Genomic DNA, 20,602 nt, shown 5'->3' with positions numbered 1-20,602 from the left:
AGCAAAATAGGATATAAAAATGCGCTTAAACCTGACAACAGTACATCATCACCACCATTCACCGGAATAACCTGTCAGGTCTTTCGCTGAGAGGTTATTCCTAAAAGGAACCTCTGGCGATTCAAAACACATTGATTCATTTTCGCCCTGAGGTTCCCCTCGGGGTTTTTAGTTTTTAAATTAAAGGAAAATGAATAATGAGTAACACAAATCGTCTACGTATCGCCATCCAAAAAGGCGGTCGCCTGTCTAAAGATTGTCAAGATTTACTAAAGCAACTAGGTGTTAAATTAAACCTACGTGAGCAACGCTTAATTGCACACTCAACTAATATGCCAATTGACGTACTACGTGTGCGCGATGACGATATTCCGGGCTTAGTAATGGACGGTGTATGTGATTTAGGTATCGTAGGCGAAAACGTACTAGTAGAAGTACAAGCAGAACGTGAACGTCAAGGTGTACCAAGCGAAGTTAGCAAACTAGCTAAACTAGATTTTGGTTACTGCCGTCTTGCACTTGCATGGCCACAAGAGCTTGGCCCACGTGATAAGAGCTGGTTTGAAGGTAAACGAATTGCTACAACCTACCCAGAAATTTTAACGCAGTGGTTAAAGCGCGAAGGCATTAATGCAAGTACTGTAATGCTTACAGGGTCAGTAGAAGTTGCCCCACGTGCCGGTCTTTCTGATGCAATTTGTGATTTAGTTTCTACCGGTGCAACACTTGAAGCAAACGGCTTAATTCAAGGTGATACCATTTTAGAATCAAACGCGTGTTTAATTCAAAATAAAGACCTGCAAGATGAAGACAAACTAGCGCTAATCAATAAGCTTATGCCGCGCCTTCGTGGTGTTAAACAAGCAAAAGAAAGCAAATACATTATGCTTCACGCGCCAAAAACTAAACTTGATGAAATTTGCGAAATTTTACCAGGCTCAGGCCAACCTACTCTACTTGCACTTGCTGGTAACGAAGAGTACGTAGCGCTTCACATGGTAAGCAGCGAAACATTATTTTGGGAAACAATGGAGCAGCTTAAAGCCCTAGGCGCTAACTCTATTTTAGTAATGCCAATTGAAAAAATGATGGAGTAAGTACCATGCTTCGTTGGAATGAGGAATCTTCACAAGTACAAGCAGCGGCGCTAATGCGCCCTGCGGTTTCTGCCAGCGCAAAGGTTGAAGCAATATGCCAAACAATTATGAGCGATGTTAAAGAGCAAGGTGATAAAGCCTTACTTGATATGGCTAAAAAGTTTGATAATAGAGCTAACCCTCGTTTACGTGTACCGCTTGATGAAATAAACGCATCAGAGCAAGCACTAAGCGCAGAGCTTAAATACGCAATTGACACCGCTTATGCAAACGTTAAACGTTTTCACGAAGCGCAATTGCCTAAGGATATTAAGTTATCAACCCAACCTGGCGTTGAATGTGAACTGAAATATCAGGCCATCGAAGCTGTGGGTATTTATGTACCTGGTGGCAGTGCTCCACTGCCATCATCGGTTATTATGCAAGGTGTACTTGCACAATTAAGTGGTGCTAAAACCGTCGTACTTGCAACCCCTGTGCAAGGTGATGAAAGCATTAACCCTGCGATATTATATGCAGCTAAGTTATGTGGCATTACAACTTTAATTGAAAGTGGTGGCGCAGGTGCTATAGCCGCAATGGCCTACGGCACTGAATCAGTGCCTAAAGTGAACAAAATTTTTGGCCCAGGTAATAGCTTTGTAACGATGGCAAAACAGCTTGTTGCGCAAACAATTCCTGGTATGGCAATCGATATGCCAGCAGGCCCGTCTGAAGTATTAGTAATTGCAGATGAGCGTGCAAATCCAGAATTTATAGCAGCAGATTTACTCTCGCAAGCTGAGCACGGCGCAGACTCGCAAGTTATTTTACTGTGTAACAGCGAAAGTATCATTGAGCAAACGCAGCAGGCGCTTACCCGCCAGCTTGCTAACTTAAGCCGCAAAGATACCGCCGAACAAGCACTGGCTAATTCATCACTTATTTTAGTGGACTCTGTTGAGCAAGCTTTTGAGGTGTCTGCGCAATACGGCCCTGAACACTTAATTTTGCAATTAGCAGATTCAACACCTTATTTAGATAAAATTAAAAATGCAGGCTCGGTATTTGTTGGCGACTACACGCCAGAGTCAGCGGGCGATTATGCATCGGGTACTAACCACGTGTTACCTACCTATGGTTACAGTGCAACCTATTCAAGTTTAAATTTGCTTGATTTTTTCCGCACATACACAGTGCAAACTATTAGTAAAAGTGGCTTAACGCAGCTTTCAAAAGCTATTTTACCACTAGCAGATGCAGAAGGCCTTGATGCACACGCAAATGCGGTTTCAATTCGTTTAGAGGCAATTAAAAATGAGCAATAAGAGCGCACAAGCGACAAGCTTATTACCACAAAATATTGCAGCACTTGCTGCCTATAGCTCTGCTAAAAGTGAAAAGCTAACCGGTACAACGTGGTTAAACGCCAACGAAAGCCCGTATGCTAAAAACCTTGAACTGAGTATTGAAGATTTAAATCGCTACCCAGATCCCCAACCGCAACTGGTGATTGACCGCTACGCAGCGTATACAGAGCTTGAAAGCGAAAACGTATTAATGACGCGCGGCGCCGATGAAGGCATTGAGCTTTTAGTACGCACTTATTGTGAACCAGCAAAAGACAGCATTGCGTTATTTTTACCAACATACGGTATGTACAAAGTTACGGCTGATACTCATAACGTTGCCATTAATAGCCTAACGCAAGCGCTATTACTTGATGGTACTGTAGATGAAATAGTAAAGGCTGTGGGCAACTCGAAACTGGTGTTTATTTGTAATCCAAATAACCCAACAGGTAGCCTAACACCGCTTAATAAAGTAAGAGCAATTGCAACAGCGCTTGCGGGTAAAGCACTGGTCATTGTTGATGAAGCCTATATTGAATTTTGCCCAGAGCAAAGCGCCACAGCACTTATAAACGAATTTAATAATGTAGTGGTACTGCGCACATTATCTAAAGCGTTTGCACTTGCAGGTCTTAGAACGGGTTTTACACTTGCACAACAAAGTGTACTTGCACCAATTCGTAAAGTGATTGCGCCTTATCCGGTATCTGGCGTAGTGGCAAGTATTGCTGCGCAAGCCATAGCTCCTGATGCAATTACATCAATGCGCCGCCAAGTGACTATTTTAAATAGCTTAAAAGCTAAACTTGTACAGTGGTTAAACGCCTCCCCCGCTGCATTAAAAATTCTCACTGGTGAAGGTAACTTTGTTACCTTAAAATTAGCCAACAAAAACTACTTTAAAGTAGCACTTGAGCAAGGTTTAGTAATGCGCGCGTTTACCCTATACGGTGAAGACGATTGGCTACGAATTTCAATTGGTAGTGAACAAGAGCTAGAACAAGTAAAAATTTGGTTAGATGGCTTACAAACGCTGGCTACCACAGCACCATTAGCAGGAAACGAAGTATCATGAGTAACCCCTATTTATTTATTGACCGCGACGGCACCATAATTGAAGAGCCAATTACCGACAAACAGGTAGACAGTCTTGAAAAGCTTGCCTTTTTACCAGGTGTTATCCCGGCTTTATTACAATTACAAGCCGCCGGTTACCGCTTAGTAATGGTATCGAATCAAGATGGCTTAGGCACAGACAGTTTCCCGACTGCTGACTTTGATATAGCACAAGATAAAATGATGGACATACTACAAAGCCAAGGCATTAGCTTTGACGAGGTATTAATTTGTCCACACTTTGACGAGCAAAACTGTGATTGCCGTAAACCTAAAACAGGTTTATTAACTGAGCTTATGCGCTCTGGCAAAGTTGATTTAGCACGTTCATATGTCATTGGCGATCGTCAGACCGATATTGGCCTTGCTCAAAACTTATGTTGTGAAGGCATTTTGTATGATGGCAGCTGGCCTGCCATTGTTACAAAGCTTACAACTGCTAACCGTGAAGGTCGTGTTACGCGTAACACCAAAGAAACCCAGATTGATGTAGCCATAAACCTAGATCAAACTAAAAACGGTAGCATAGACACCGGCCTTGGCTTTTTTGATCACATGCTTGATCAAATTCGCACCCACGCCAACATTGGTTTAAACATTAAAGCAAAAGGCGATTTACACATAGACGAGCACCACCTTGTTGAAGACATTGGTATTGCCCTAGGTGTTGCGCTTAAACAAGCGCTTGGCACTAAATCGCAAATAGCGCGCTATGGTTTTGCACTGCCAATGGATGAATGTAAAGCTGAAGCACAAATTGATTTATCGGGCCGTGCATCATTTGTATTAAACGCTAACTTTAGCCGCGAAAAAGCAGGCGATTTAGACGTACAAATGGTTGAGCACTTTTTTAAAAGCTTAAGCGATAATGCCGCTATTAGCCTTATTTTATCGGTCAGCGACGGTAACTGTCATCACCAAGTAGAAGGTTTATTTAAAGCGTTTTCACGTGCCCTTCGTATGGCAGTAGCACAGGACACGAGCCAACAGACAGCCAGCTCTAAGGGATGTTTATGATTGCCATAATTAATACAGGTTGTGCCAATATAAATTCAGTACGTTTTGCCTTTGAACGCTTAGGGCAAACGCCAACAGTCATTACTTCACCAGAGCAATTAGCGGGTTTTGAGCGCGCTATATTGCCAGGCGTTGGCCATGCATCGGTTGCTATGAAACGCCTAGTAGATAACGGCTGGCAACAAGCTATAAACGAATACCAGCGCCCACTTATGGGAATTTGTTTAGGTATGCAGTTACTGTGCGAAAGCACCGAAGAAGGTAACGTACAATGCTTAGGTAAAATACCAGGGCAAGTAAAAGCCCTTGATGTTGGCAATTTAACGTCGCCGCATATGGGTTGGAATAACGTAAGCATTAATAAAGAGCATGCACTTACTAAAGGGTTAACACAAGACGAGCAAGTGTACTTTGTACATAGCTTTGCGCACACTGTAAACGATGCAACACTTGTAAGCGGCCAGTACGGCCAAACCTTTTCAGCTATAGTTGCAAAAGACAACTACGCTGGCATGCAATTTCACCCAGAACGTAGTGCAAAAGTAGGCACCCGTTTATTACAAAATTTTGTTGATTGGCAGTTATAAACTGCCCATTAACCAACAATAAAGAGATTATTTGTGATTATTCCAGCATTAGACGTATTACAAAATCAAATTGTTCGCTTATACCAAGGTAAATACGACACCGCTCAGTTTTACCCTTTTGAGCTTAGCGCACGTTTAAAAGAATACGCCGACAGCGGCGCAGGTAAACTGCACCTTGTAGATTTAGAGGGCGCACGCGATCCGAGTAAAAAGCAGTGGCAACATATTCAAGCCGCAACTAAAGCGCTTAATGTGCCGTACCAAGTGGGCGGTGGTATTCGCTCAGACCAAGATGTAAGTGATTGGCTAAAAGCCGGTGCTAACCAAGTTGTTATTGGCTCAATGGCAGTAGAAAAACGCGAGCAAGTAAAAGCCTGGATTGAACAATTTGGCGCAGAGCACTTTGTTATTGCCCTTGATGTTAATAAAACAGCCACCGGTTGGGCACCTGCTACGCACGGTTGGTTGAGCGAGTCAGAGTTTGGTTTACTTGAGCTTGTTGATTTTTATGTAAGCTTAGGCGTTATTGACTTTTTATGTACGGACATCAGTAAAGATGGCACCATGACGGGTCCATCGTTTGAGCTTTACGAAGATTTAACTCGCCACAACAGCACCATTAAAGTACAAGCCTCTGGTGGCGTAAGTTCACTTGATGACATTAAAAAACTTAAAGAGCTCGGTGTGGGCGGTGTTATTTTAGGTAAGTCACTACTTGATGGCGCATTTAGCGTTGAGGAGGCGTTGGCATGTTATCAAAACGCATAATTCCGTGTTTAGATGTTAAAGACGGCCAAGTAGTCAAAGGCGTTAAATTTAAAGGCCATGAAATTGTTGGCGACATTTTAACAATGGCAAAAGCATACAGCGATGCTGGTGCTGATGAACTGGTTTTTTACGAGATCAGCGCAAGTGTTGAAAAACGTCTACTTGATGTTAACTGGGTAGAGAGCATTGCCCGCCATATTGATATTCCATTTTGTGTGGCTGGTGGTATTAAATCGGTAGCCGATGCAGCACGCGTTTTAGAGCGTGGCGCAGACAAAATAAGTATTAACAGCCCTGCTATTGCACGCCCTGAGCTTATAAAAGAGCTACACGATGAATTTGGTAAGCAATGTGTTGTTGTAGGTATTGACAGCTTTTACGATGAAGTGACCGGCGAATACTTAGTGTATCAATTGACCGGCGATCCTAATGCCTCAAGCCGTACACGTTATAAAACCGAGGAGTGGGTTAAACGCGTTCAAGACTTAGGCGCAGGCGAAATTGTTTTAAACTGTATGAACCAAGACGGCGTACGTAATGGTTACGACAACGAGCAGCTAAGTAAAATGCGCGCATTATGTAATATCCCGCTTATCGCCTCTGGCGGTGCAGGCAGCATGCAAGACTTTGTAGACGTATTTAAACAAAGCGAAGTAGATGGCGCACTAGCAGCCAGTGTTTTTCATAAAAATGTGATTAACATTAGCGAACTAAAACAATTTTTAAACGATAACCAAGTGGCAGCAAGATTATGCAATTAACACAACAAAACCAAACCCAAGTTGATTTTGCTAAAAGCGAAATGATCCCTGCTATTGTTCAAGATGCCCGCTCTGGTGTTATTTTAATGCAAGGCTTTATGAACAGCGAAGCGCTAAAGGTAACGCTTGAAAGCAACAAAGTGACCTTTTATTCGCGCTCTAAATCGCGTTTATGGACTAAAGGTGAGTCATCAGAAAACTACTTAAATGTGGTATCGGTTCATACCGATTGTGACTACGACTCAATTTTAGTACTGGCTAATCCAGAGGGCCCAACCTGCCACTTAGGCACACAAAGCTGCTTTGGCGATGATGCTAAACCAAGTTTAAGCTTTTTAGCACAATTAGAAGATGTCATTGTTGAGCGTAAAAACGACGACCCAGCAAAAAGCTACACCGCTTCATTATTTGCTAAAGACTTAAGCCGTAGCTGTCAAAAAGTAGGTGAAGAAGGCGTAGAAGTTGCTCTTGCCGCAATGAAACACGATAACGATGAGCTTACTAATGAATCAGCCGATTTAATTTACCACCTTACTGTATTGCTACAACGCCAAGGCTTAAGCCTAGAAGATGTAGTTAAATGCCTACAAGGTCGCCATAAATAACACTAGCTAAAGTAAATTAAAAGAGGCTCATATTTATGGGCCTTTTTACGTTATGGTATTTATTTTTTTACATAGGTTGCGTATGGTGCAGCTTATCAAACTCTTTTAGCGTTGCTTATGAATAAATCAATTATCACAGCCTTATCCTTATTGGTACTAACAGGCTGTGTAAGTCAAAAGGCCCCTGCGCCTAAAATAGTAAAAACACAAAACACATGTAGCCCACTAAACGCATTACTTAATGCGCACGCTAATGGCTTTAGTGCAGTAAAAGCAAATAAAGTAGAGAATGATTTTATAAACCAGTGGCATGCCAATAGCCATTTTATAGGCAAAACCTGCACTATTACTCAATATAATAAGCAACAGTTTAGCTACCAATGTACCAGTGAAAACAAACAAGACCGTGCCACAAGCCTTCATACACAAACAGCCGATAAAATACGTCAATGTTTAGCGTCACAAGGCTGGTACGAAAACACGAAAGAGTCAGCAACCTCAATGAGTAGTAACTTTGTATTGGATGAAGCCCACCCAGCTATCACCTTATTTACCTCTTTAGGTATCACGCGCTATATTACCCGATTTGAAATAGCTCCACCGCTAGGAAATTAAATGCAAAAGCGTACATCTAATGCCTCAAAACTAAAAACAGACTGTTTAGGAATTTGCGAGCGCCGCAGCGGTTATTGCACTGGGTGCGGGCGAACTAATGAAGAAATATTTGATTGGATCATTCTCTCTCAAGATGAAAAAAACGCTATTTTAGCGCAGCCAAGAGCTGACTTAAAAAAGCCATAAATTTGCCACTGCCATGTAATACAGCCCTCTTACTATAAGAAAAAAATGTAAGAGGCATTAGGTATGGCAGCAATATTTGTAATTAATTTGGCACGCTCAACCACGCGTTTAATACAAACCACAGAGCGGCTATCTGCAGTTAACTTAACGTTTAAGCGTATAGACGCTATTGATGGCAATAACTTAACTGTTGAACAAAAATACCTCCATTACAGCCCGCAACTAAACAAACAAAAATACCATTACCCACTTAGCAATGGTCAAATTGGTTGCTATTTAAGCCATCGTAAAGCATGGCAAAAAATAGTTGATGACAATCTAGATTACGCGATTGTGCTTGAAGATGATTTTTATATTGATGAAAGCATTCATGACGCGATAAAAAATATTGAGCAGCTACAGCAGCCCTGGCAACTTATTAAACTTGCCGCCTATGAAAACCGCACTCGCCCTATCGCCTATCAGCAAAATCTAAATAACCACCAGCAGTTAGTCATACATAAAAAACTAATGACCGGCTGCTGCGCTACAGCAATAAGTTATGAAGGTGCAAAACAACTACTTAAAGCCACAGCCCAATTTGGTCGCCCTGTAGATTGCGACTTGCAACATATATGGGAAACACAGGTTAATGGTTTTTCACTTATGCCATACCCAATTAAGCAAGACGCTAACATCAAAAGTGATATTGCCAGCTGCACAACTAAAACAAGCGTTAAAAAGGCATTTTTGCGGCGCAAAATACAGCAAATTAAAAGCTGTATTTTAAATAAAGTTTATACAAACAGATTTATAAGGCATACAAAAATTATTGAACACAATAAGAAAGGAGCCTTAGAGGCTCCAAGTTTAATTACTCAACGCTTATAACATCCTTAAAAGTTGAGAACCTGGTATGCCAGTTTGCGGTAGTAACGCCGGGGTAACTGCAAATACTTCTGGGATTTTACTTTTGATTTCATTCATCTTTTTTCGGTTGTTTTGTTTATCATAAACATAGTATTTAAGGATATTTCCGTATACATCATCTTTTGCATCAACCTTCTCAAGAGTTTTTAATGCCTTATCGTAATCAGCAAGGTAAATGTATGCCAGTGCTAAGTTATCTGCAGAGCCAACATGTAGTTTCCCTTCAAGCTGTTTTGATAAATCTTCTAGCTCTACAACTGCAAGCTCATAACGCCCTAGTTGTATATACGCGGTTGCTAGTGAATTTTTTAAAAAGTAAGGCGGGTTACTACCAGGCTCATACCATTTTTCGTAAGCACTCAGTATATCTTCATATTGCTCAAGTTTAGAGTAAACGTGATTTAGCAGCCTAAAGCTTTGTAGTTTGATTTCAGCTTCTTCAAAACCAGTAAGTTTATCTCTATTTAAATGCCATTGTTGAATGCCCTGCGCAGCTTGATTTAACAGTTCAGGGTTATCACTTTTTGCTCCTGCTGCATTTTTAAGAAGTTGTGCAAGTTGTTGATTATAAGCTTCACTTTTTACAGGTGCCTGAGAAGTTTTACTACTTTGCTGTTTACTACCCGTATTACCATCTACAATTTGCGTTGCAGCTAAAGCACTAAAAGACATCGCCGCCGCAACCATAACCAAATATTTACTTTTCATTGTTTTTTCCTTGTTTAACATTTTGATCCTCTGAATATTAAAGCTCTTAGAATGAGCAATATTCAAAAGTGGGGGGGTAAAAAAGTTGTTTTTGCTTGTAACGTTTTGCTTTTTTAGTAATAAACTGGCTAAATCTAATTGGTATTTATCTTTTAGCTTTTCCATACATAACTCATCACAGCTAAGTTCAAGTTGTTCTCGCGCTAAACCAGTTAACTTTAAGCAGATAGGGTTCCACCAAAAAACGCTTTCTGTAAAACAAATTAGCCACGTCCAATAAATATCACCTTGTTGTAAGTGAGTTACCTCATGTTGAATAACTGAATCTAATTCTTCACGATTCATCATCGACAACTCTAACCAAATAACAGGCTTTATTAATCCGGTAGCAAAAGCAGGCTCTGTATGGGTTGTAAGCCTAATTGGATACTGATTGTTGATGTGTTTAAGTTCAGGACTTGGCTTTGAGTTAATGTATAAAGTTTTTATAAGCTTTACGTATAAGCCCATGCGTAATAAAAACAATCCACAGCCACTAACAAGCAGAATAATAAAAATATTACTAAGTGATGGAACAAAGTCCCATATACTCTGCTTACTTAGTCGCATGTGCGGAGTCGTTGTTTGTAAGGTATCTGGAATTAACACTTTTATATCGGGAACAATTTGTGCCACATTAAATGTGTAGCGTTCTGCTTCTTCAAAAAATGCTAACTGAGATAAGTACTGCCAAGGGACAAACCAACACGCCAAGGCAATCATCAAAAGGTAAAAGTTTAATCGTGCAGGGGCGTTTTTTAACCTTTTTACTGTAAGTAAAATACATAAGCTAATAAGTGTACTGGTAAATAAATAATCCGTCATTACCCTCTCCTTTAATCTAACTTCTTATTTTTTAAAAGCGTTTGTAAGTATTCAATATCTTCATCGTTTAGCTTTTCTTCTTTAATAAAGTGAGCAATTAAACTACGGGAATTGCCTTTAAAAAATCGTTGCATAAAACTAGGCATAGCTTGCTCCGATAACGTGTCTTGAGTCACGATTGTTCTATAAACAATAGCTCGCCCTTCAAGCCCACAGCGCTCTATAGCGCCTTTTTGCTCTAGCCTATCAACAATGGTTTTAACCGTTGTATAAGCTACTTTTTTATCTTTTTGCTTATCTGATAAAAGTACTTTATGTAGTTGACTAGCTGTACAGGGTTCTTCCTGCCAGAGAAACTGCATAATATCCATTTCAAAATCACTAAGTTTCATTGTTGCTCCTATTACTACAATTGTAGTTGCACTGTTACAAATGTAGTAGTAAGCAATCTTAGTGTCAATACAAAATTGTCATATGGATAAAAAACAGTCGGTGAAAATATAAAAGTATTAGAAAGGTTTTATAAAAAATTAATATTAAACAGGGAGGTGTGCTTACTAATTGATTTTAGAAAAACATAAAAAACGAGAGTATATTTTAAACTAACGCTTTTTATGTTTTAAGCTTTTTACGAAAGGTAGTGAGGTAACTATGCTTTATCGAGCGCTTGGCTTACATCGGCGATAATATCGGCAATATTTTCAATCCCTACCGATAAGCGAATTAAATCACGGCTTACGCCTGCATTAGCTAGCTCTTCATCGTTTAATTGGCGGTGTGTAGTTGACGCAGGATGGCACGCTAGCGACTTGGCATCGCCAATATTAACTAAGCGTAAAATCATATTTAGTGCATCAATAAACCGCGTACCTGCCTCTAAGCCACCCGCAATACCAAAACTTAAAATACCCGATGCTTTGCCACTGGTAATTTTTTGGCTCATTGCATTATACGGGCTTGATTTTAAACCTGCGTAATTAACCCAAAGCACTTTTGGATGATTTTCTAAATACTCCGCTAACTGCTGTGCATTTTCGCAGTGGCGATCCATTCGTAAGCCTAAGGTTTCTAGGCCAATTAAAATGTCAGATGCGTTTTTAGGCGCAAGTGCTGCACCGGTATTTCTAAGTGGCACTACTCTACAACGACCAATAAATGCAGCATCAGCAAAAGCTTCGGTATAAACCACATTGTGATACGACGGATCGGGCTCGTTCATCATTGCAAAACGCGTGGCATTGGCTTTCCAATCAAATTTTCCTGAGTCGACAATCATGCCGCCAATGGCAGTACCGTGCCCGTTTATATACTTTGTCAGTGAATGAACCACTATATCGGCACCTAGCTCAAATGGGCGGCATAAATACGGGGTCGCAACGGTATTATCAACAATAAGTGGCACCCCTTTACTATGAGCAATGTTAGCTAAACACTCAATATCGACAATATTACCTGCTGGGTTACCAATGGACTCACAAAATACTGCGCGAGTATTATCATCAATCGCGTCTTCAAAGGCGCTAAAATCATCAGCTTTAATCATACGTGCCTCAATACCTTGGCGCGGTAACGTATGAGCAAATAAGTTATATGTACCGCCATACACTTGGCTAGTGCTCACAATATTAGTGCCAACTTCACACAAGCATTGAATAGCATAGGTAATAGCTGCCATGCCAGAGGCTACCGCGAGTGCGCCAATACCCCCTTCCATTGCAGCAATACGTTGCTCAAGCACAGCATTGGTTGGGTTCATTATGCGGGTGTAAATATTTCCGGGTACTTTTAAATCGAATAAATCAGCGCCATGCTGCGTGTTATCAAACGTGTACGATGAGGTATGGTAAATAGGCACCGCTGCAGATTTTGTCGTGGCCTCAGATTCGTAACCATGATGCAGTGCTAATGACTCTAATTTCATGCTTATATCCTTTAATATTGTGTTTCTTAAACCTAGCATTTTTAGGTTATAAAATGCACATGAAATATATTAAAGGGTGTTGAACTGATTAAATTTAAATACCTCAATCTTTAAAACATAGTAACTGCGTGGCGGGCAATGGTTTACTAAAGTAGTAGCCTTGTATCAAATCGCAATTTAGCTCGGCTAATAATTTTTGTTGTGCCGATGTTTCTACGCCTTCTGCTACCACACTTAAGCCTAAGCTATGCGACATTGCAATTGTTGCTTTAACTAAGCTGTAGTCCTCTTGGTTTTCGGTAATACCACAAATAAAGCTGCGATCTATTTTCAATACCTCAAACGGGTACTGCCTTAAATAACTAAGCGAAGAGTACCCTGTACCAAAGTCATCCATAGACAGCTTAATACCGAGTTTATTCAGTGCATGCAGTGATTCTGTAATATTTGTTTGTATACTCATCAATACGCCTTCGGTTATTTCAAGCTCAACATGTTTAGCACTTATTCCAGTTTTTTCTAATGTGCTTGCTATAAAATTTAATAACTCGGAATCTCTAAATTGGCTCGGTGATAAATTAATTGCCATGCTGTAGTTTTGTTGAGAGCTTGCCTGCCACCGTTTTAAAAATACTAATGCTTGCTCAATAACAAACTTGCCAATAGGAATAATTAAACCTGTTTGCTCTGCTAACGGAATAAATTCATCGGGCATAACCTTGCCAAGCACATTATTGTCCCAGCGTAATAGCGCCTCGGCCCCAATTATTTTGAGTGTTTTAGCATCGCATTTAGGTTGGAAATACAATTCAAATTCGTTTTTTTCAAGAGCAACATGCATCTGCTCTTCAATTGCTAAACGCCTATTTATAGCTGTATTCATCTCGTTGGTAAAACAAGCGTAGGTATTTCGACCAAGTGCTTTTGCTTGATACATGGCTGTGTCTGCATGGCGTAATAAATCGGAGGCTGTTAGGCCATTATCTGGATATAATGCAACGCCAATACTAAGCGTTAGTAACAGTTCGCGGCCATCTATTTCAAAGGGGGTTCTAAAGCTTTTAAGTAAGCGTGTAACAATTTCATCTAGCTGTTTTTTACTGTGTAGCTCTGGCTGTAAAATAATGAACTCATCTCCCCCTAACCTGCCTACAGTCGCATTTTTACAAACTATTTGGCTCAATTTATTAGCGGCACTGATAAGTAATGAATCGCCAATTTCATGCCCTAGTGTGTCGTTTACTTTTTTAAAGTCATCTAGGTCGATAAAAATAACAGCGGCTAAGGTATTTTTTTCGGTCGCAGTGTTAATCAACTGAGTGAGACGTTTTAACGAATTAAAACGATTAGGAAGTAGCGTTAAGCTGTCGTAATAGGCTTGTTTACGTATTAGTTTATTTGTCTCATGCTGCTCTGTTATATCGCGAATTATTACCATTATTTGGTCTGAATGATGCAAATAACTCACTCGCGCTTCGAAATACAACACACCTTTGGGTACTAACAGTTCGTATTCAAAGCATACATTAGCTTTGTGAATTAACAGCGCTTGAATATTATCTTTAAAGGTTTTTGCTACAGCATAGGGCAATACACTAAACATTGATTTATTTAAAAATTGCTCAGGCTGTAAATGTAAATTGCTTAAATCATTAGCATGGTAATCAACTATGGTGCCATCCGGTTTGAGTAAAAAGTACAGATCGGGAATGGCTTCAAATACCTTTTCTAGCATTTGTTGTTTATCCATAGCTTGCGCTTGTGCTTGTTTTACATCACTCAGGTCTATGTCAATGCAGTACATTTGTTTTACCCCATGCTGATTTGTAAACATCACATGGCTTGAAAACACAGTAACATTGCTGCCATTTTGATGCTGTAATGTAAGCTCAGCCGCTGGAATTTCGGTATCGTTTATGAGCCACTCACTATGAGCATTTATAACCGCATCTCGCATTGGGGGTGGAATAATTAAGTCTTCTAGTTTTTTTCCTGTTGCGTGCTCTTTTGTATACCCATAAAGCAGCTCACTGCCTTTATTCCAATAAATAACGCGGCGTTGCTCATCATATCCTTGCACTGAAATACTATGTATCGCATCAAATAATTGATGAAGCGGATCGTTAAGCACAAATTGGTGTGAAAGCGTTTGAATGGTTTTTAATGACTTCATTTATACGCAACCTAGAGTCGTTATTAACACAATAATAGGACGTACTCTTAAAATTAGCACTTTTAGATTGGTTTTTAAGTGATATACCTTTGCATAAGATATAAAAAAAGGAGCCAAAGCCCCTTTAATTAAACGCTAATAGGGTTAATCAGCTTGAACATTAATAGGGTGCTCTACCCCCATCCATGCTTTAAATAAGGCGCGTTGAGATAAAGTTGCATGTTTATCAGCAACCACCTTTTTAGGTTTATCATAATCTTGCGATAAAACGAGGCTAGTTGATTGAAGCTCATCCCGACGAATAAAATCGATAGTGACTTTTTCACCCGCTTTAAATGCTTCTAAGCTCGATTTTAAATCTTTTCCAACATGCTGCTTGTTAACTGCCACAATTTTATCGTCTGTTGTTAGACCCGCCTGCCATGCTGCTCCACCTCTGCGAACGTGGGTGAGTGTTAATAACTCACCGCTATTTTTTGCACTGGCATCAATACTTGCTAATGGCTTAGCGCTCTCGGGGCGGGTAAGCTTTAAGCCTACTTTAGCTAATAAAGCATCAAAATCTATATTTGCTGGGGTGCTTACGTTATTGTGCCACCATGTTGTGTAGTCTTCGCCTGTTAGCTCTTTTAATATTGTAAGTACATCTTGCTCAGTAAAACCTTGTGGTAGCGCATGTTTGTTATATAACGCATTGTGTACTTGGCGGTAGTTAACTTTTGCTTGGGTTGTTTCTAATAAATGAATATCTAGCAACATAGAAAGCAACGAGCCTTCTAAATATATATTGGTGCTGTAATTACGCGCGTGGTCGCCGCCTTGATTGATCCATTTATCAAAGCTTGTTTCACTGGCACTTTGTACTTCTCGACCTGGTGTTTGTAAGTGGCGATTAATTGTTTTGCTCATCACTTTAAAAAACTCATCGGTGGTTTCTATGCCTGAGCGCACTAATAAATGATCTTCAAAATAACTTGTAGAACCTTCGGCAATCCACAGTAATTTTGAGTAGTTCATATTTGTGTAGTCGTAAGGGACTAAACCTTGAGGACGATACGCTTTTACATTCCACGTATGAATAAACTCATGCGCGGCAGTACTTATAAAGCCTAAGTAGTCTTCGCGGCTACCAAAACGATCGCGTGGGCGCTGAATAATGGTTGAATTTAAATGCTCCGTTGCCCCGCCGGCACCCGACGTTGCATGCACCATAAATACATAACGCTCATACGGGTAACTATCCCAAATAACATTACCTGTGGTCACTAATTTTTTTAAATCAGTCAGCATTAGCTGCTCATCGTAGTTGCCTTCGCCCCATATAACTAACTCGTATTGGCGGCCATCTACTTCAAATTTATGAAGTTTATTAATTCCTGTTTCTATTGGTGAGTCTACCAATACATCGTAATCTGCGGCTTTAAAACTGTGTTTATTGCTCGCATTTTCCATGCCAGATACAGAGCGCCACGCTTTAGGCACCTTTAAATCTACGGTAACCGGTTCTTGGCGAAATGACTCACTAAACATAAAAAAGCCAGATGCATCAATAAAGGCATGGCTATCGTCTATGTGGCGTGCACGTTTACCTAACTCGTTTGCATATACTTGGTAATCAATATTCACTTGTGTTGGCTCTGCTAAGTGCACTCGCCATGTACTGTGGTTAATTTTTTCCCATTTTAATGCTTTGCCATTATCGTCTGTGGCCGCAAAGTAACGTACCCCATTGGCTAAATTTAATATTTCGTAGCGCCCAGTGCGCCATGCAGGCAATTTAACATCGATATGCGATTGTGCAGACTTTGGAAACTCCACACTCACATTACCTAAATGATGTTGTGGCTCAGTAATACTTAAAGAATAATTTACATCGGCTAATGCAGGGGCTGCGCAAAAGGCAGCTAACATTGACAAGACAAAACGCTTTTTCATAATGGCTCTAGGTTACTTATTAGTTGAAATAAGCCTAACAAGGCATAAATTAAAAGTGAATTAAAAACGATAAACAACCTAATAGCCCAGTTTACGTGCAGACTCTGAGTAAAAATGCTTAGTTTTTTAATTAGATAACTACACTTAATATGATTTTGTTGTAAACTGAAGGTAATGTAATTAACACGATGGCGGTATGCTTAGGTGTCTGAAAACTCTAACGCTGTAGATAAAAAGTTAAAGCAAGCAATTGAAGCCAGGATAGCCATTGAAAATGCGCGTAAGCTCCAAGTTGATACTTTATCAAATCTAACTGCAAAATTGTCTTTAAGCTCTAAAGGGCTTGATATTGAGCTTGATAATAAACTCGCCAAATTTAGAAGTTCGCTAAATAAAGGGGTCGGGTTTGAAATATTATCACCTTTAATTGACGATATTTTATTGTTACTACAAAACCAAGAGGCATTACAAACAGCCCATCAGCGAGAACTGTTTTCGAGCGTACAAACAGCCGGTAAGCTTTTACAAAAAACCAAAGGCTTACCAGACGATACCCGCCGCACCTTAAGACATTTACTTGATCACGAAATTAATAATGTACAGTCTACACACGACTACATTCCGATATTAAATCAGCTTATTAACTTTTATCATCATGCTTTGCATAGCAAGCTTTCAAGTACCGTTAAAGCAAGCTCCAATGCCTCTCCTCATATGGCTAAAAAGTTGTTAGAGCTTGCTAATGAGCTAGTGTTAGAGGATGAATCGACTGAACAAATTAAACAAATAAAAAATGCAATTACCGAAAACGATAATTTAGAAGCCCTGCTGCAAGCTGCATTAAATATAATAAGCGTGGTGGTCAAAAATATCAGTAAAGAGCGCCAATCGGCACAAAGTTTTTTAGTATCGCTTAACCAAACATTAGAAGAGTTGCACTCATCAATTGTATCTACTAGCCAACATTCAAAATCAATGGGTAATGAATTTGACTCATTAAACAAGCGAATTAAAGGAAAAATTAAGCTTTTAAATGAACAAACTCAATCTGCTACGTCTATTTCATCTTTAAAAGAGTTAGTTGATAATGAGCTCAAATCTTTAAGTAAAGATTTTATAGCTAAAGAGCAGCTAGAAAGAAAAGATCGTGAAACGTTAATTACAAGCTTTGATGAAATCAATGATCGCATTGGCAGCTTAGAAGGCAAACTAACCAAATATAAAAAACGCCTAAATGAGCAACGCTTTAAAAGTTTACTCGACAGCCTTACAAAATTGCCTAACAGAGCCGCCTTTGATGAGCGTTACAATCACGAGCTACACTTATTTAATGTACAAGCCTCGGATGTTACCCTAGTGGTTATTGATGTTGATCACTTTAAGTCAATTAATGATAGATTTGGTCATACTGCAGGCGATATAACTTTACAAGTTATTGCAAAAGCACTACAAAAATCTGTGCGGCAGTCTGACTTTATAGCCCGCTACGGTGGAGAAGAATTTGTTTTACTTATGCCTGGGCTTTCGTTGTCGCATGCTGCGCAACCGCTTGAAAAGCTGAGAAAAGTGATTAAAAATATTCCTTTTAAATTTAGAGAAAAAGAAATAGAAATCACCATTTCGTTGGGCGCTACACAATTTAAAAAAGGCGATACACCGCTCAAAGCATTCGACAGAGCAGATGACGCCCTCTATGAAGCAAAGAAAACAGGTCGGGATCGCCTTTGTATGAGTAAATAATGTCATAATTCTCAATTAGTTTGAGTGCTAAAGTAGATGACATGTAGTTTTTACATTTTAAGCAGCAAGGAGAATGCCGATGTTAATACAGTTAAACCCGACTGGGGTTTTAGATTTACTGTCACAATTGGAAGTTGATTTATTAGAGCAATCTTCAGCCAGTGAACGTTATCGACTTTTTAGAAACTGTGCCTTAGCCGTCCTTAACGTAGGCAGCCACACAGACGCAAGTAATGAAATTTACGACAAATACCAAGACTTTGATATTCGGTTAGTCAGTCGCGAGCGCGGCATTAAAATTGAGTTAGAAAACCCTCCCGAAACCGCCTTTGTTGATGGCGAAATAATTACCGGTATTCACGAGCATATCTTCTCTGTTATTCGTGATATTTTATTTATTTGCCAAAAATACGAAAAAGATCTTAAAGAACAAAAAGCCATTACCCACATGGTGTTTGATATGCTTAGAAACGCAGGTGCATTGCGCGTTAACAGCGAACCAAACATGATTGTGTGCTGGGGTGGACACTCAATTAACGAAATAGAATACAAATATACAAAACAAGTTGGTTACGAGCTTGGTTTACGTGGTTTAAATATATGTACTGGCTGCGGCCCAGGGGCAATGAAAGGCCCGATGAAAGGTGCCACTATTGGCCATGCTAAACAACGTATTAGCGAAAACCGTTATTTGGGTTTAACCGAGCCTAGTATCATTGCTGCAGAGCCGCCAAACCCTATTGTAAATGAGCTGGTAATTTTGCCCGACATTGAAAAGCGCCTTGAAGCATTTATTAGGACGGCGCATGCAATTATTATATTTCCAGGTGGTGCCGGTACCGCAGAAGAATTACTTTATTTATTAGGTATTTTGCTGCACCCAGATAATGAAAAACAGTGTTTGCCTGTTATTTTAACCGGCCCTAAAGAAAGCGCAGCGTACTTTAGCGAGTTATGTAAGTTTGTAGAGCTGACATTAGGCAAAGAAGCCCTTGATAAATTTGAAGTAATCATTGATGATCCTGCCTTAGTAGGGCAAAAATTAAAATCAGCTATGGCAAATGTACGTAATTACCGTAAAAGCCAAGGAGATGCCTACTACTTTAACTGGACGCTTAAAATCGATAACGACTTTCAGCAACCTTTTGCACCTACGCACGAAAACATGGCAAGTTTAGATTTGCACCTAGAGCAGCCTAAGCAGCAATTAGCGGCTAACCTACGTAGAGCATTTTCGGGTATTGTTGCAGGCAATGTTAAAGATGAAGGCCTACGCGCTATAAAAGCGCATGGACCCTATGTGTTAAGTGGTGAGCCTGATTTAATGAAAGATATGGATAAACTATTACAAGCATTTGTAGACCAAGGTCGGATGAAGTTGCCCGGTAGTAAGTATATCCCTTGTTATGAAATAAAAGCATGAGTTTGACTATTTGAAACCCCATTTACTTTTAATTGATGCGCTTAATTTAATTAGGCGCATTTACGCAGTTGACGCTAACCAAACACACCATAGTGAAGAGCAGATGCTAAAGGCCAGTTGCGCGCGCGTAGCACATGCTTGCAACAAACTATTGCAGTCAACAAATGCCACTCACGCTATAGCTGTTTTTGATGGTGACAAAAGCTGGCGCTACCACTTTTATAAGCAATATAAACACTCAAGGGCACCTATGCCCAACACGCTTAAAAACGCACTGCATAATTTTAAAGAAGCAATAGAGCAAACCGGTATTGTTGTATTTGAACCGCTCAACGATGAAGCCGACGATATTATAGCCACCCTAGCCGACAAAGCTGCGAAAAATAAGATAAACAATACCATTGTTTCTACCGATAAGGGGTTTTTACCTTTTTTGAACGACTATATTTGTGTGTACGATTATTTTAAAAAATGCTATCTAGATAGCGACAGCATTGAGCAGCGTTTTGGTATTGAGCAAAGTAAACTTATTGATTTTTGGGCCTTAGCGGGCGATAAAACTAATGATGTGCCCGGCGTTAAAGGAATAGGGACTAAATCGGCTCAGCTTATTGTAAATACCTACCAAAGCATTGATAGCGCCATAGAAGATAATGCCCTATCAAGCAGTATTCAAAAAAAGCTAGTTGAGCAAAAAGACATGTATGTTATTTCTAAACAATTAGTCACTTTACGTACAGATATACAGCTAGGTTTTAGTTTAAAGCAGCTGAGGTTGCATTAGTCGCATGTTGATAGCACTGTTTAAGCGCACCACATATACTCACTTTATTGTTGCGAGCGTGA

Annotated in this window: 19 protein-coding genes; 14 read left to right on the top strand and 5 right to left on the bottom strand. The window is 39.9% G+C overall.

The window, feature by feature from the left end; genetic code table 11:
* Window positions 1-197 precede the first annotated feature (197 nt).
* The 11 genes from hisG to WDB87_RS12935 all read left to right on the top strand — a co-directional run bounded on the left by hisG (window position 198) and on the right by WDB87_RS12935 (window position 8,953).
* Entirely contained in the window at window positions 198-1,097 is a 900-nt protein-coding gene (gene hisG, locus WDB87_RS12985) for an ATP phosphoribosyltransferase (RefSeq protein ID WP_004586378.1), read from the top strand.
* A gap of 5 nt (window positions 1,098-1,102) precedes the next feature.
* Window positions 1,103-2,404: a histidinol dehydrogenase gene (hisD, locus tag WDB87_RS12980; RefSeq protein ID WP_337850074.1), complete on the top strand. Its 1,302-nt coding sequence runs from the start codon at window positions 1,103-1,105 to the stop codon at window positions 2,402-2,404.
* On the top strand, window positions 2,394-3,503 hold the full coding sequence (hisC, locus tag WDB87_RS12975; RefSeq protein ID WP_337850073.1) for a histidinol-phosphate transaminase: 1,110 nt from the start codon (window positions 2,394-2,396) through the stop codon (window positions 3,501-3,503). The genes hisD and hisC overlap by 11 nt, the downstream gene beginning before the upstream one ends.
* The gene (gene hisB, locus WDB87_RS12970; RefSeq protein ID WP_337850072.1) at window positions 3,500-4,561 is read left to right on the top strand and encodes a bifunctional histidinol-phosphatase/imidazoleglycerol-phosphate dehydratase HisB; all 1,062 of its coding nucleotides are present in this window, start codon (window positions 3,500-3,502) and stop codon (window positions 4,559-4,561) included. Before hisC ends, hisB begins: the two co-directional genes overlap by 4 nt.
* Entirely contained in the window at window positions 4,558-5,148 is a 591-nt protein-coding gene (hisH, locus tag WDB87_RS12965) for an imidazole glycerol phosphate synthase subunit HisH (RefSeq protein WP_337850071.1), read from the top strand. The genes hisB and hisH overlap by 4 nt, the downstream gene beginning before the upstream one ends.
* A 33-nt stretch (window positions 5,149-5,181) precedes the next feature.
* The gene (locus WDB87_RS12960) at window positions 5,182-5,916 is read left to right on the top strand and encodes a 1-(5-phosphoribosyl)-5-[(5-phosphoribosylamino)methylideneamino] imidazole-4-carboxamide isomerase (protein ID WP_337850070.1); all 735 of its coding nucleotides are present in this window, start codon (window positions 5,182-5,184) and stop codon (window positions 5,914-5,916) included.
* Window positions 5,898-6,677: an imidazole glycerol phosphate synthase subunit HisF gene (hisF, locus tag WDB87_RS12955; protein ID WP_286248104.1), complete on the top strand. Its 780-nt coding sequence runs from the start codon at window positions 5,898-5,900 to the stop codon at window positions 6,675-6,677. The genes WDB87_RS12960 and hisF overlap by 19 nt, the downstream gene beginning before the upstream one ends.
* The gene (gene hisIE, locus WDB87_RS12950; protein ID WP_286248103.1) at window positions 6,668-7,282 is read left to right on the top strand and encodes a bifunctional phosphoribosyl-AMP cyclohydrolase/phosphoribosyl-ATP diphosphatase HisIE; all 615 of its coding nucleotides are present in this window, start codon (window positions 6,668-6,670) and stop codon (window positions 7,280-7,282) included. The genes hisF and hisIE overlap by 10 nt, the downstream gene beginning before the upstream one ends.
* Before the next feature lie 117 nt (window positions 7,283-7,399).
* Window positions 7,400-7,897 carry a lipoprotein gene (locus WDB87_RS12945; RefSeq protein ID WP_286248099.1) on the top strand — a complete coding sequence of 166 codons (498 nt, stop codon included), beginning with the start codon at window positions 7,400-7,402 and terminating at the stop codon, window positions 7,895-7,897.
* Entirely contained in the window at window positions 7,898-8,083 is a 186-nt protein-coding gene (locus tag WDB87_RS12940) for a DUF1289 domain-containing protein (protein ID WP_089349745.1), read from the top strand.
* A gap of 63 nt (window positions 8,084-8,146) precedes the next feature.
* Window positions 8,147-8,953 (top strand): glycosyltransferase family 25 protein, encoded by an 807-nt coding sequence (locus tag WDB87_RS12935; RefSeq protein WP_337850069.1) that lies wholly within the window; start codon window positions 8,147-8,149, stop codon window positions 8,951-8,953.
* Here WDB87_RS12935 and WDB87_RS12930 read toward each other — a convergent pair.
* From WDB87_RS12930 to WDB87_RS12910, 5 genes are all read right to left on the bottom strand, one after another.
* Window positions 8,948-10,564, bottom strand: coding sequence for a M56 family metallopeptidase (locus WDB87_RS12930; protein WP_337850068.1), 1,617 nt, complete (start codon window positions 10,562-10,564; stop codon window positions 8,948-8,950). The two genes, WDB87_RS12935 and WDB87_RS12930, sit on opposite strands and share 6 nt — an antisense overlap.
* An 11-nt stretch (window positions 10,565-10,575) precedes the next feature.
* On the bottom strand, window positions 10,576-10,956 hold the full coding sequence (locus WDB87_RS12925; protein ID WP_337850067.1) for a BlaI/MecI/CopY family transcriptional regulator: 381 nt from the start codon (window positions 10,954-10,956) through the stop codon (window positions 10,576-10,578).
* Window positions 10,957-11,213: 257 nt separating this feature from the next.
* The gene (locus WDB87_RS12920) at window positions 11,214-12,485 is read right to left on the bottom strand and encodes an O-acetylhomoserine aminocarboxypropyltransferase/cysteine synthase family protein (protein WP_337850066.1); all 1,272 of its coding nucleotides are present in this window, start codon (window positions 12,483-12,485) and stop codon (window positions 11,214-11,216) included.
* A 103-nt stretch (window positions 12,486-12,588) separates the two neighbouring features.
* Entirely contained in the window at window positions 12,589-14,658 is a 2,070-nt protein-coding gene (locus WDB87_RS12915; protein ID WP_337850065.1) for a sensor domain-containing protein, read from the bottom strand.
* 144 nt (window positions 14,659-14,802) lie between these two features.
* Complete coding sequence (locus WDB87_RS12910) at window positions 14,803-16,593, bottom strand: M61 family metallopeptidase (RefSeq protein ID WP_337850064.1); 1,791 nt, start codon at window positions 16,591-16,593, stop codon at window positions 14,803-14,805.
* A 204-nt stretch (window positions 16,594-16,797) separates the two neighbouring features.
* Here WDB87_RS12910 and WDB87_RS12905 point away from each other — a divergent pair, with 204 nt between their 5' ends.
* The 3 genes from WDB87_RS12905 to xni all read left to right on the top strand — a co-directional run bounded on the left by WDB87_RS12905 (window position 16,798) and on the right by xni (window position 20,540).
* The gene (locus WDB87_RS12905) at window positions 16,798-18,333 is read left to right on the top strand and encodes a GGDEF domain-containing protein (RefSeq protein ID WP_337850063.1); all 1,536 of its coding nucleotides are present in this window, start codon (window positions 16,798-16,800) and stop codon (window positions 18,331-18,333) included.
* A 79-nt stretch (window positions 18,334-18,412) separates the two neighbouring features.
* Window positions 18,413-19,756, top strand: a complete 1,344-nt coding sequence (ppnN, locus tag WDB87_RS12900; protein WP_286248086.1) for a nucleotide 5'-monophosphate nucleosidase PpnN — start codon at window positions 18,413-18,415, stop codon at window positions 19,754-19,756.
* 10 nt (window positions 19,757-19,766) lie between these two features.
* Window positions 19,767-20,540: a flap endonuclease Xni gene (xni, locus tag WDB87_RS12895; RefSeq protein ID WP_337850062.1), complete on the top strand. Its 774-nt coding sequence runs from the start codon at window positions 19,767-19,769 to the stop codon at window positions 20,538-20,540.
* Window positions 20,541-20,602: the final 62 nt, after the last annotated feature.

The organism is Pseudoalteromonas sp. C12FD-1 (assembly GCF_037414265.1).
GTDB lineage: Bacteria > Pseudomonadota > Gammaproteobacteria > Enterobacterales > Alteromonadaceae > Pseudoalteromonas.
The sequence above is the reverse complement of the archived record's forward strand: the minus strand, read 5'-3'. Positions and strand labels throughout refer to the sequence as shown.